Below are 14,661 nucleotides of genomic sequence, written 5' to 3'. Positions count from 1 at the left end.
GATTTTGAAGTGGCAGATGATGCAGTTTGGGTTAAGATTGCCAACAAAACAGTTAGTGTAAATTCAACATCAGAAAACATAGATAAGGTATTTATCTATGATCTTTCAGGCAAACAATTGTATGTGAAAGAGGATGTAAATAATCTGCAGTTGCTTATTGAGAATTTGCCATTTGCCCAACAGGTTTTATTGGTAAAGGTAGTTTTGGACAATGGTTACCAGACTACAAAAAAGGTAGTCTTTAATTAAGATAACAGAGTAGTAAAATTAAAAATCCGATAGCGAAAGTTATCGGATTTTTTTTGATATTGATTAGAGCAGGAAAATATCAGTCAGTAAATAACCTTACAATAGTTCAAGTTCTTTCATTTTATCATAAACTAAATTGCTCTCATATCCTCTTCTAAGCATATAATCGCAAAATTTTTTTCGTCTTTTTAAAGAATTAGTTTCGGTTAAATTTTCCCAAAATCTCTCAGAAACCTGATTAAATGTTGCTTCGTATTCGTCTGGTGTGATTTCTTTTAAAGCCAGATTAATATTTGTTGTAGATATGTGTCTGATTTTTAATTCATTTACAATTCTAATTTTTCCCCAATTTTTGATTCGATGTTTACCGCGCGCAAAGCTACACGCAAAGCGTGTTTCGTTTAAAAAATTATCTTCAATGAGTTTTACGATAATAATGTCTGTTTCGTCTGAAGACATTTTCAAAGAATGGAGTTTTGTAACTACTTCATCATGACAGCGGTCCTGATAAGCACAAAAATGTTCTAGTTTTTGTAATGCTTCTTTGATGGTCATATTTAAAAATGAAATATAATTTAACTGAAAACAAAAGTAACTGATTTAATATAATTGTGATAAAACTTTTCTCTGACAATTAAAAAGTAGGAAAATTTAACATTTTGAATTGTTTTTTTTTATACATTTGAAATACCCCCATTATAAGCAACTTAAATTCAGTTGTTTAGTAAATATGTTTTTTTTGAGAAAAAGTAGCTGTTCCAGACAAACCCCAAAGTTCTGGCAGTATTTTCTTTTTCAATACCACTCATAAATATTTCTAAGAATTAATTGATTTTTTTAATCTTTAAACTCTATTGTTATGAGACTAAAACTACCTTTTCTGTTATTTTTTGTTTATTCTTTTACGTGGTCTCAAATCACTTTTTCGCCACCATCTACAACTGCAGGTACTTTTAAAGTACCTGCAGGGGTTACTTCATTGAGTGTAGAATGTTGGGGTGCCGGAGGCGGAGGCGGAGGTGTTACTTCGACACTGGCTTCTCTTTGGGCAGGAGGCGGAGGCGGAGGTGGAGCTTATAGTAAAGTTATTGCATTAACTGTAACTCCTGCAAGTACTCTAAATTATAAAGTGGGAGATGGAGGAACTGGCTTTAGTGGAGCAAATAATGGTGCTGATGGTGAGCAAACTTTTTTTTCAACTGTGGTTGCAAATGGAGGAGCTGGAGGTAAATTTGGTAATCCTACTCTAGGAGCCGGAGGAGCCGGAGGGGCAGCTTCAGGAACTGGTATAAAATATTCAGGAGGAAACGGGGCAACAGCTGCTCTTTTAAGTGTTGTTTCTATAAACTCCGGTGGTGGAGGTGGTGGAGCGGGTACAACTGCTAACGGAGGTAATACTAATAATGCAACTGGTGGGACTGCTGGAGTTTCTGGTGGTGGAGCAGGTGCAGATGGTGTATTAGCGGTTGGCGATGGAAAAGATGGTGCAACGCCAGGAGGAGGTGGTAGTGGTGCCGCATCTTTATTATCGCTTGGTGCAACAAGAAAAGGAGGAAATGGAGGGAATGGGAAGCTAAATGTTGTTTATACCTGTCCAACTTATGGACTAACATCAGCAACTACTGCAGACGATTTATGTTTAACAGCAGGGACAACCACATTAGTAAGATTAACAGGTGGAGCATCTTTGCCCAACGGAGACTATGTGGTGACTTACAGTCGTACTAATCCTAATGCAGCCGGGTTAACAGCCACAATGTCTGTTACCGGAGGAACCGGAACAGGAACCTTTACAGCAGTTGGATTAAATATAGCAGGTACAAGTACCATAACCGTCACCAATCTTACTTCAGAAGCTTGTACTAATACAACAAGTACATTTAATACCGTAACAATCAACGTTTATGCCGCAAGTATTGGAGGCACAATTGATACCCCTGCAGCAATTTGTAGTGGTAATACAAGTGGTTTATTGACATTATCTGGTCATACGGGATCTGTAGTAAAATGGCAATATGCTGTAAGTCCTTTTTCTACGTGGACAGATATACTGACAGCTACGACTAACACTTTCACATCTGATGCATTAACTCAAACAACTCAGTTTAGAGCAGTTGTTAAAAATGGCGTTTGTGATGCTTTAAATTCTGCTGCTACAACTGTCACTGTAAATCCTTCACCCACAATTGCTACAACAGGAATAGCCAATACTATTTGTTACAATGTGGGCGCTCAAACTGCTACATTACCTTACACAGCAACAACGAATACGCCGATTAATTATAGTATTACATGGAATGCAGCAGCCAATACAGCCGGATTGGTAAACCAGGGGGGTACTGCATTTGGATTTTCTTCTGGTGGAGGAAATTTGAATACGATTGTCATTCCGGCAGGAGTACCGGCCAATACTTATTCAGGTAACATGACTATTTTAAATGCTAATTGTTCAGTAACGCAACCTATACAAATTACGATTAATGCTCTAAGTGTTGGAGGCACAATTGATACCCCTGCAGCAATTTGTAGTGGTAATACAAGTGGTTTATTGACTTTGTCTGACTACACAGGAACGATTACAGGCTGGGAATCTTCGGTAGCCCCTTTTTCTTCCTGGACACCTATTGCTAATACAATTAATACTTATACTTCAGGGACATTAACACAAACTACACAGTTTAGGGCAATTGTTAAAAATGGAGTTTGCGATGCTGTGAATTCTGCAACTACAACTGTAACAGTAAATCCTTTACCTACTATTGCTACAACTGGAACACTGGATAATATTTGTTTTAATACGGGCGTTCAAACTGCTACATTACCTTACAGTGCAACAACTAACACACCCCTTAATTATAGTATCATATGGAATGCCGCTGCAAATACTGCTGGGTTAGTAAACCAGGGTGTTACTGCATTTGCTTTTTCTTCGGGCGGAGGAAATCTAAATACAATAGAGATTCCGGCTGGTGTAGCTGCTAATACTTATTCGGGGGTAATGACCATTCAGAATGTTAATTGTTCAGTTACTCAGCTTATACAGCTTACTATTGTACCAAAGCCTTCTGAGCCAATACCTGGAACAGTTACCGAACCTACATGTGTTACATCTACAGGCAGTGTAACTTTAAGCGGATTACCAGCCTCAGTTACCTGGATAATTAAACAAATAGGTACAGTATCAACAACATATACCGGTACAGGAACTACCTATAACGTCTCGAATCTTATTCCAGGAAATTATGCATTTACTGTTGAATATGTGGGAAGCTGTATATCGACTTCTTCTGCAAGTGTAATTGTCAACAATCTTGTTACCAATTCCTATACTAACACCGGGTGGTCAAACGGAAGTCCTACAATCAATCAAAATTTGATTTTTGCTTCAAATTACACTACAACAGGGGGAGGATTAGAAAATATTAATGGTTGCACTTGTGTGGTAAATTCAGGAATTAATGTTGTAATAAGTAGTGATGATACATTAACTATAAACAAAGCAATTGTTAACAATGGAGGGACATTGACTTTTGAAAATAATGCCAGTTTAGTACAAATAGCTAATGTTGCTAATACAGGTAATATTATATACAAGCGAATATCTAAACCAATGAAAAATTTTGATTTTACATGTTGGGCATCACCTGTAACAGGACAGACATTGTTTAATTTATCTCCAAATACCTTATCAGATAAATATCTTTCTTATACAGCAACCGGATGGAAAACCGAACCACCAATAACTACAGTAATGATTCCCGGAAAAGGATATGGGATAAGAACTCCAAAAGCCAAACTTTGGCCAAATGGTGAGAATGTAGTTTTTCCTTATTCACAACCCGTTCAGTTTATAGGTGTTCCTAATAATGGTAATATTTCGGGAGGTGCAGTAGTGGCTGGAATTACTTATTTAATAGGTAATCCCTATCCTTCTGCAATTGATGCAGATGCTTTTTTGTTTGAAAATCCTAACAACAGTGCTATTCTGGAGGGTATTATTTATTTCTGGACTCATAATACTGATATTTCTCTAAATGGAGGAAAATATTCATCTGCTGATTATGCTTCTTATAATGGAATAGGCGGTACAATGACATTACCTGCTGCTTCAGGAGGGAGTGTTCCAAATGGTAAAATAGCTGCAGGACAATCTTTCTTTGCCAAGGCTACTAATAATGGATCTGTTGTATTTAATAATGAGATGAGAATTTCTGGGGATAATCATCATTTTTTTAAACCAGCCAAGTCCTCAAAATCAAATGCGTTTGAACGACATCGTCTATGGCTTAATATGACTAATACAGGCGGAGCTTTCAAGCAGCTGCTAATTGGTTATATTCAGGGAGCCACGAATGGATTTGACAGCGATTTTGATGGAGTATCTTTAAATGCAAATCTGTTTATTGATTTTTACAGTATCAACTTAGGTAGTAATCTCGTTATTCAGGGACGTGCCCTGCCTTTTACAGATTCTGATCTAGTCCCGCTAGGATATTCAACAATCATAGAAGGAGAATTTACTATTTCTATAGGTCAGGCTGATGGAAAGCTGGGTAATCAGCCTGTTTATCTTGAAGACAAGCTAACAAATACAATTAATGATCTAAGAGAAAGTGATTATACGTTTAAAACCAAAACAGGTATTTTTAACAATAGATTTGTTCTAAGATATACTAATAAAACGTTAGGTATTGATGATTTTGAATCGGATAATAATGTTTTGGTTTGGATTGATAATAAAAACATAAGGCTTCATTCTGCAAAAGAAAACATTAATAAAGTATTTATTTATGATGTTTTGGGAAGGTTAATTTATAATGATTCAGCAATTTCTGCACCCGAGGTAATTATAAGCAATCTCAAATTTAAGGATGAGGTTTTATTAGCTAAAATTGTATTAATGAATAATCACATTATAACTAAAAAGATTATTACAACTTCAAAATAATTTCACAGTTGTTTAATGAAAAAACTTAAATTAAGTTTCTGTTTTGTATTTAATCGATTTTATTTGCTTTTTATCTATTTTTTGAAAATATAATGTTAACTTAATACTGTTCTTTTATAAAATTAAAAAACGTTATGTTCTTTTTTTTGTTAAATCCGAAGTATTAACTTAATCTCAAATTAAGATGAAAAAGATGTTTATTGCAGCGGGCATGTTTATGATTTTTATGTGCTCATTTGGACAATCAAAAAGTAGTGTGTTTAATAATGCAATGGGGGTTTCGGGAAATAACAACCAGTCTTTTGAATCAGAAAAAACGTCAAAATCAAATGCGTTTGAACGACATCGTCTATGGCTTAATATGACTAATACAGGAGGAGCATTTAAGCAGCTGCTAATTGGTTATATTCAGGGAGCAACTGATGGGTATGACAGCGATTTTGACGGAGTGTCTATTAATGGGCATGCTTTTATCGATTTTTACAGTATCAATCTGAGCAGAAATCTCGTTATCCAGGGGCGTGCTTTACCTTTTAAGGAATCTGATGTAGTGCCTTTGGGATTTAGTACAAACATAGCAGGCGAATTTACTATTGCTATAGGACAGGCAGATGGTGTCCTTGTCAATCAGCCTGTCTATTTAGAGGACAAACTCACTAAAACAATTCGTAATCTAAGAGAACAGGGATATACTTTTACTACAAAAACAGGTGTTTTTAACGATAGATTTGTGTTAAGATATACCAATACTAATAATACATTAGCCACTGAGGATTTTGAAGATGTAAAGACAAAAATTTCAATTGGAGTTAAGAATGAGATAATTACAATAAATTCGAATGTCGAAAATATTGACAAAATCTTTGTTTATGATATTTTTGGAAAACAATTATCAAATCAGGAAAACATTGGAAATACACAGTTTGTAATTCAGAATTTACCTTCTGCCCAACAAATTTTATTATTGAAAGTGCTTTTAGAAAATGGTCAATCCATTACTAAAAAAGCAATATTGCAATAAAAATTTATAAAATGAATTAAAAATCCATAGCGAAAGCTATAGGATTTTTTTATGCCTTCTTAAATTTTATAAAAAGGGCAAACACTTCTTGCAAAAAATAGTCGATATCATTGAACTCAAATTTAATTTTTTTGAGGCAATCTTTAATTTATTTAAGTTAAAGAATGTTTCTGATTGTCAATATTTTAGATCTAAATTTCAATATGTTTTCAGAATTTTAAAATCCCCTAATCGGATTTAGAACAGTTTTTACTATACAGAAAAATCTTAACCTAAATATTGAATTAAAATGAAAAAGATATACACTTTACTAGGCCTCTTTTTAATTTTTGTATACTCGTATGGGCAATCAGCAAGTAATTATTCTTTTACCGCCGTTCAGGGAAGTTATATTCCTCTTACAGGTGTTCCCGGTGTTACTGATACTTCATTAAATGCAACTGATGATAATGCCATTTCAAATGCTGTGACTTTGCCTTTTACCTTTACATTTGCTGGTGTAGCTTACACTTCAATCAGGGTTTCCTCTAATGGTTTTCTTTCCTTTTCAGCAGCGGCTACTGATTCTAATGCTAATACTCAGGCTAATGCAGAAACCAGGAAACCAATTTTGTTTCCTTTATGGGATGATTTAAAGTGTACGGTCAAGCCAAGATATATAACAACCGGTATTGCGCCGCACAGAAGGTTCAAGGTAGAGTGGATACAACAAAGTTGGGATAATGGAGCAGCTGGAGATGTAATTTCGTTTCAGGTATGGTTATTTGAAACAACAAATGTTGTTGAATTTTTATACAATCAGGGAGCCGTTGCTGTAAATAATGCTGCCGGGGGTGCGTCAATAGGAATATATGATGCAGCCAGTAAATATTTGACATTAAATAATTCTACCGGAACTCCTTTGGCACAATCAGATGTTTTCACAACCAATATCAGTGCTAAACCCGCTACAGGACAAATTTATAGATTTACTCCTCCGGCTGCAGTAGGGTTAGAAGCAAATAACTATTGTTTTTCGGCAAGTTCGAGAACATACGATAATTTATTGTCTACTACAGATGTGCCGGGTTTAGCGGCAAGTTCAGATGATGTACTTTCGAGTTCGGTTGCTTTACCATTTACTTTTAATTTTGCAGGAGCTTTTTATTCGAATATAAGGGTTTCCAGTAATGGGTGGATCACATTTGCATCGCCTAATCCAACAGCAGCTCAAAATTACACCAATAATATAGCCAATGCAAACATTATAAAGCCGGCATTATTTGCATTATGGGATGATATTGAACTTACCGTAGTTCCAAAATATGTAACTTCGGGTACCGCCCCAAACAGAATTTTTAAGATTGAATTTTCCAAACAGAAATGGGATTATAATGGAGCAAATGATGCGATTTCTTTTCAGATATGGTTATATGAGAAAAGTAATAATATAGAATACATTTATAAACAGGGTGCCGGAGCATTGAGATTTCCATCTGCCACAATAGGTATATATGATGCAAATGGAAAGTATTTGCTTCTTAATGATGTGAGTGCAAGTCCAACCACGACATCAAGTTCTTTTATATTTACCCTTGGAGCAAAACCTGCGACAGGACAGGTATATAAATTTTCACAACCGCCTTCAATTTCTTATCCAGGTAATGCATTTATAGCAACCGGTAATGTTGGAGTCACACAAACAGGTGTAACAGGCGGTACATATTCAGCAACTCCACCAGGATTGAGTTTTGTAAGTACAGCTACAGGAGAAGTGAATCTAACTTCAAGTTTAGGAGGTACATATACCATAACCTATAGTGTAGCAGGATGTACAAGCGCAACGACTGAGATGACAATTTTTCCTTTGTTACCCCAGCCTGTTGGTACTATTGGTGTAGCTTCATGCAGTAGCGCAAACGATGGCTCTATAACAGTAACTAACATGAACAATAGTGTAAAATTTGTAGCGGCTGATAATGATTATATTGATTTAGGAAGTAGTATGCTTTCAGCAAGGAGTGCGTTTACTATGGGAGGCTGGATAAAATTCAAAGCATCTGATATAACAGGCAGAATGAGTTTATTTGGTCAGAATGATGCATTGGAGTTTGGTCTTGCATCTTCTTCAACTTTAGAATTCTGGAGTCCGGCCACAGGTCCAGTAACCGCTTCATTTACTCCGGCTTCATTAGGAAATGAGGCATGGCACCACGTTTCAGTAACGGGTGATGGTGCGACTGTAAAAATTTATATTGATGGGGTCAGTGTTCCTGTTACTGGTGGTGTAGTGAATACAGTAAATTATGGATCATCAGCCTTTACTACCAAAATTGGAAGTCGTGTTTTTGGTAATACAAATGGAGAAACTTTTACAGGCAGTATTTTAAAAACCGCATTTTACAGCACGGCTCTTTCCGCATCACGAATCCAAAGCCTTGCTTTTGGTCCTACTGTCTATTCAGGGTTTGAAACAGGATTAATTGCCGGATATAACTATTATGATGGTGCAGGGACAACTTTGACATCTATTCCTGCTGGTTATAATGGCACATTTGTTAATTCTCCTGAATGGGTTGATCCATATACATATGCCTGGCAAAAGGTAGGAAGCAGTACCGTTATCGCAATTTCAAAAAATATAACAGGTCTGACACCTGGTGATTACAGAGTAACAGTAGCGCTTACAGGAGTAAGTAGTCCAAATGCGAAAACGTTTACAGTAGGTTCTGCGCCTGAGGTGACGGCAACTGCCGGTACAGGAGCTAATTGTACTACTACGATTAATGCAAATTGGAATGCAGTAGGAGGAAGTACAAGTTATGTATTGGATGTGGCTACAGATGCCGCTTTTACAACTTTTGTTTCAGGTTACAATAATTTGAACGTCGGGCTGGTAACAACTTATGCTATTACAAATGTTCCTCCGGGAGCTATATATTACAGGGTTCGCAGAAATACCAGTTGTGGTGTGAGTGCAAGTTCTAATGTTATTCAATATCAAACTTTGCAAGTTAAAACTCCAGTTGCGACAGCCGCTGCCATTTTATCATGTAATAGTTTTACTGCCAATTGGAATGCGGTTGTTGGGGCTAATGCATATTATTTAGATGTAGCTACAGATTCTGGTTTTACAGCAATGGTTACAGGTTATAATGGTTTAAATGTAGGCAATGTAACAAGTTATGCTGTTACAGGATTGACTTCAGGCACTACTTATTATTACAGATTGCGTTCAGCAAATGCTTCTTGCGGTATGATGATTACTTCATCCAATACTACTTCGATATTAATAAATATAGGTCCTACAGCTCCTGTTGTAGGCGCAATTACACAGGCTACATGTGCTAAGCCACTTGGGAGTGTTATGTTAAGCGGTCTTCCTGCAGGCGACTGGACATTACAATTCTCAACTGGTCAAACTTATTCAGGAAGCGGAACAAGTGTAACCATATCAGATCTTGCACCAAATAACACATATAATATTGCTGTTAAAACAGATGCTTGTTTTTCAGCTTATTCGTCTAATATTGTGATCAATCCTTTAGTGATTACAACAGCAACATGGAATGGTTCGTGGACACCAGGCCCGCCAACGATTAATGATTATGTTGTTTTTGCAAGCACTTATAGTTCAACTGGAGATTTAAGTGGCTGTACCTGTACAGTAAATTCAGGTGTTGCAGTTACAGTAAACTCAGGTCATACTTTTACTATTACCAATGCGGTTACAACAACAGGGGGGACATTAACTTTTGAAAACAATGCGAGTCTGGTACAAACAAATGACATAAGTAATACGGGAAATATAATCTACAAGAGAATTTCTCAGCCTATGAAAAATTTTGATTTTACCTTGTGGTCATCTCCAATTCCTACTCAGGTTCTTAATGTGCTTTCACCCAATACGTTATTGGATAAATATTTGTCCTATAATTCTACATTGAATAAATGGAAAACGGAAGTACCAACTTCTAACATGACAGTTGGAAAAGGATATGGTATCAGAACACCTAAAGCGAAACTTTGGCCAAATGGAGAAAATGTAGTTTTTCCTTATTCTCAGCAGGTTCAGTTTACAGGAGTTCCAAATAATGGAAATATATTTGGAGAGGAAATAACAGCAGTTTCTTCAACCCATAATTTTTTAATTGGTAATCCTTATCCTTCGGCTTTAGATGCAGATTTATTTTTATTAGCCAATAATACAATATTACAAGGCACCCTATATTTCTGGACGCACAATACAGCAATTGCATCAATTGGAAATAAATTTGTTTATACAGCAAATGATTATGCTTCTTATAATGCAACCGGAGGAGTATCTGCAATAAGTGATCCGCTACATAATAATAATCCATCTCTTGATTTGGGTAAAAAACCTACCGGTAAAATTGCCGCAGGGCAATCATTTTTTGCAACTGCAAAAGGACAAGGGACAATTGCATTTACAAACGGTATGCGTGTTCCCGGAAATAATAATCAGTTTTTTAAGCCTGGAAAAGCTGCAGGACTGGAAAAAAATCGTTTATGGCTGGATTTGAGTAATGCCGGAGGTGCCTATAAACAAACATTAGTTGGCTATATTGAAGGGGCAACCAATACTTATGAAGATCAATTTGATGGCATTAGCTTTGATGGTAATGTATATGTAGATTTTTACAGCATCAATGATGATAATAATCTGGTGATACAGGGACGTGCTCTGCCCTTTGACAATAGGGATAGTGTTCCTTTGGGATATAAAACTACAATTGCAGGTAATTTTACAATTGGTATCAATCAGGCAGATGGAGTTTTGGCAAATCAGGCAATATATCTTGAAGATAAATTAATTCAGACAATCCACGATTTGAGAATAGCAGATTATACTTTTTCTACAGAAATTGGAACTTTCAATGATCGTTTTGTTTTAAGATATACGAATAGTAATTGGGGTACAGGCGATTTTGAATTATCCAAGAATGGACTAAATGTAGCGGTCAAAAATAAAGTCATCACAATCAGTTCAGTAAAAGATACCATTAATGCAGTTTTTGTATATGATATTTCAGGTAAATCAATTTATAAAAAAGATAAAATAAACAGCAATCAATTTTTAATCATACAGTTAAATAGTGCAGAGCAGGTTTTGTTGGTCAAAATATTTTTGGAAAATGATCATATTGAAACACGAAAAATTATATTTAGGTAAGTAATTAGTTTAGTTTTATTAAAAAAAATCCGGTAGATTTCTACCGGATTTTTTTTAATTATTTATTTGATTTTAAGATAGTTATTGTTTATTCAAGTGTGATTTTAAGAAAAATTAAGCCAAATTTTACGTAATATGCCGAAAACATAAGTAGGATTTTACATTTTAAATTGTTTTTTTTGCAATCCCAAATGGCAATACATCGGATAAATATGTTTTTAATCGAATTTAAATTTTTTCACATATAAAGAAATTGCAGAAGACTTATTTTTGTCCTTTATTATGCAACTTTTTTATGATGATTTTTTGACATTTTAACCATTATAAATTATTAATAATTGCAATCGACGTCCCAAACAAATCTAAAATAAATACCACCTACTGTATGATTCAAAAATTACTTTTGTTCGTTATTTATCTGTTTTATAAGCCTTTTTCAACTCTCAATAAATCTTTAAGTAAAACCATATGTTTTTGTTTTGCTTTTTTTGTGTTTCAAATGAGTTTTGGACAATCAGGCTGTAATGTTGTTAAGGGAGGAGAATTTAATAGTTCTGCTGATGCTGCTAATTGGTCATTTCAAACTGTTCTTACAGGTTGGTATCGTTATGGTAATGAGGCTTATATTGAAGTAGACGGTGCAAGTAATATATCTCTAAAACAAAATGTAACTAGTTTATTAGGTAATACATTGACGCTTACTTTTAAATTTAAAGGTCAAAATGCCGATAGGATGAATTGTGGTACAAGCGGTACTCTTGATGTTAAAATTGGCGGTACGACTTATATGAGAATTACAAATCCAACAAATAATACTACCATTACAAATGCTAATATAGTTACTTTTAATGGTGCAAGTTACACACCATTAACAGGATTATCCTTAACTGTAGGAGGAAGTACTTTACCTAAACCGCCTATACCTGAAAGTGCTTTGGGTCAAGGAACAATAGTACTTACAATTCCATCATGGACTGGAGGAACAACTGCTGATCTTGAGTTTGTGGCATCATCTTCAAATAGTCTTATTGGGTCTGGAAATTGTCTAACTACAACAGGAGGAGATGACTGGTTTATTGATGATGTTAAACTTACTGCAAGTGATCCAACAGATTTTGTTATGACTGGATCTAATGGATGTGCAGGAACTAATACTGCAATGGGTCTTAATAATTCTCAAGTAGGAGTTAGTTATCAATTACAGCGTAACGGAACAAACGTTGGGAGTGTTTATGCAGGAACAGGAGCTGCTATTAGTTTAGGTACTCAATCTACAGCGGGTACTTATACAGTAGTAGCTATAGTTGGATCTGCGAATTGTAAAACAATGATTGGTAGTGTGTTGATTAATTCAGTACCAACAGTTTCAAATGCTGGAGCAGACCAAATAGGTTTGGCAACATGTGGATTAACTTCAGTAACATTAGCTGCTAATACTCCTACATCTGGAACAGGTATATGGTCTATTGTTAGTGGTACTGGTGGTACAGTTACAACTCCAACAAGTCCGACTAGTACATTTACGGGGACAGTAGGAACAAGTTATATATTGAGATGGACAATTTCTAATTCGCCTTGTACAGCTTCTACAGATGAGGTAACAATTAGGATTAATCAAAGTCCTACAGTAAGTATTACCGGCAATAATTATATTTGTGCAGGATCTACAACAACTTTGTCTCCAACAACTGGTGGTATATGGACTAGTAGTAATGATTTGGTTGCAACAGTAAATAATGCAGGTCTTGTAACGGGGGTAGCGACCGGAAGTGCTACATTTACCTTTACCAGTAGTGTTGCGCCTGGTTGTACAGCAACTACACCATCAGTAACAGTTTCGACAGGGTTATCTACTATTTATAACACATCAGGTTCTTTTACTGTTCCTGCTGGAGTTACCAGTTTACAGGTTGAATGTTGGGGCGGCGGTGGTGCTGGAGGAGGGTCATCTGCCACTAATGTAAAAGGTGGAGGAGGAGGTGCTGGAGGAGCTTATATAATGGGGACAATTCCAGTTAGTGCTGGAAGTTACACTGTAACTGTTGGAGCAGTGAGACCTGGTACAGCGGCAGCCGGAGCACAGGGAAATCCTTCTTGGTTTGGGTCGACAAGTACAATATATGCTGAAGGTGGTGCGGGTGGTTCTGCACCTAATAATACAACTGTTAGTGGAGGAACGGGATCTAGTGCGAGTACTATTACTAATGGTACGCTTATAACAAAATCTCCAGGTTCAAATGGCGCAAATGGAACTACAACAATTGGTGGAGCTGGAGGGAATGGTGCAAATACTACTAGCCCTGAAGGTCTTGGTGGGGCACAGAGAACTACAAATGAGAATGATGGAAATGCGGGTGTTGCTCCAGGTGGTGGAGGCGGAGGTGCATTTCTTACAGATGCTACAGACCATATCGGTGGTGCAGGAGGTGCAGGAAGAGTAAGAATTACGATTGCTAGCCCAACAGCTACTGCAGGAGGCAGTCAGACGATATGTCAGACGGGAACAGCAACAGTAAGTGGCGCAAGTTCATCGAATGGAACAATCGCATGGACACATAACGGTGCTGGTTCATTAAGTAATGAAACAACATTAACACCCACGTATACGCCTGCTACGGGAGATATAGGTAATACTGTTATTCTAACTATGACGGTATCAAATGGACCTTGTGTAACACCAGCTACAGCAACATATAGTGTTATAGTAAATGCAACAGCCACTGCAACAATCAGTGGCACTGCAACAGTTTGTCAGGGCGGAAGCGCTCCAAATATCATTTTTACTAACCCACTTAACCGTGCCATAACGGTAACCTATAATATCAATGGCGGAACAAGCGCCACAGTAAATGTGGGAGCAAATACCACAGCAACAGTAGCAGCACCAACAGGAACATCTGGAGTTCGTCCTACGGTAACAGCTTCAATAAGCGGAACTGCTTCGGTTTGTCAGGGAGGTAGTACGCCAAATGTAACTTTTACCAATCCGCTTAGTGAAGTCATAACGGTTACTTATAATATTAATGGAGGGACAAGTGCAACTGTAAACGTGGGAGCAAGTACTACAGCAACAGTATCAGCCCCAACGGGAACTGCTGGTACATTTGTTTATAATCTGGTTAGTGCAGTATACCAAGCAGCACCAACGTGTTCTGCATCTTTAACAGGTTCAGCTACCGTAACGGTTCGTCCTACGGTAACAGCTTCAATAAGCGGAACTGCTTCGGTTTGTCAGGGAGGAAGTACGCCAAATGTAACTTTTACCAATCC

Annotated in this window: 6 protein-coding genes; 5 read left to right on the top strand and 1 reads right to left on the bottom strand. The window is 36.6% G+C overall.

All coding sequences use genetic code 11. The annotated features are described in order from the left end of the window. The coding region (locus JE46_RS23500; RefSeq protein WP_031457737.1) for a T9SS sorting signal type C domain-containing protein at window positions 1–249 on the top strand (249 nt) is incomplete at its 5' end. Window positions 250–345: 96 nt separating this feature from the next. Here JE46_RS23500 and JE46_RS23495 read toward each other — a convergent pair. Further along, window positions 346–804, bottom strand: a complete 459-nt coding sequence (locus tag JE46_RS23495; protein WP_031457736.1) for a regulatory protein RecX — start codon at window positions 802–804, stop codon at window positions 346–348. A 304-nt stretch (window positions 805–1,108) separates the two neighbouring features. Here JE46_RS23495 and JE46_RS23490 point away from each other — a divergent pair, with 304 nt between their 5' ends. The 4 genes from JE46_RS23490 to JE46_RS23475 form a co-directional block, all read left to right on the top strand. After that, window positions 1,109–5,197 carry a glycine-rich domain-containing protein gene (locus JE46_RS23490; RefSeq protein ID WP_051873006.1) on the top strand — a complete coding sequence of 1,363 codons (4,089 nt, stop codon included), beginning with the start codon at window positions 1,109–1,111 and terminating at the stop codon, window positions 5,195–5,197. A 184-nt stretch (window positions 5,198–5,381) separates the two neighbouring features. Beyond that, entirely contained in the window at window positions 5,382–6,218 is an 837-nt protein-coding gene (locus JE46_RS23485; RefSeq protein ID WP_051873005.1) for a T9SS sorting signal type C domain-containing protein, read from the top strand. Window positions 6,219–6,507: 289 nt separating this feature from the next. Then, the gene (locus tag JE46_RS23480; RefSeq protein WP_051873004.1) at window positions 6,508–11,391 is read left to right on the top strand and encodes a LamG-like jellyroll fold domain-containing protein; all 4,884 of its coding nucleotides are present in this window, start codon (window positions 6,508–6,510) and stop codon (window positions 11,389–11,391) included. 499 nt (window positions 11,392–11,890) lie between these two features. Then, on the top strand, window positions 11,891–14,661 hold a 2,771-nt coding region (locus tag JE46_RS23475; protein ID WP_035137077.1), incomplete at its 3' end, for a beta strand repeat-containing protein.

The organism is Flavobacterium chungangense LMG 26729, assembly GCF_000735715.2.
In the GTDB taxonomy this organism is placed as follows: domain Bacteria; phylum Bacteroidota; class Bacteroidia; order Flavobacteriales; family Flavobacteriaceae; genus Flavobacterium; species Flavobacterium chungangense.
This window is presented reverse-complemented; position numbering and strand designations above follow the sequence as displayed.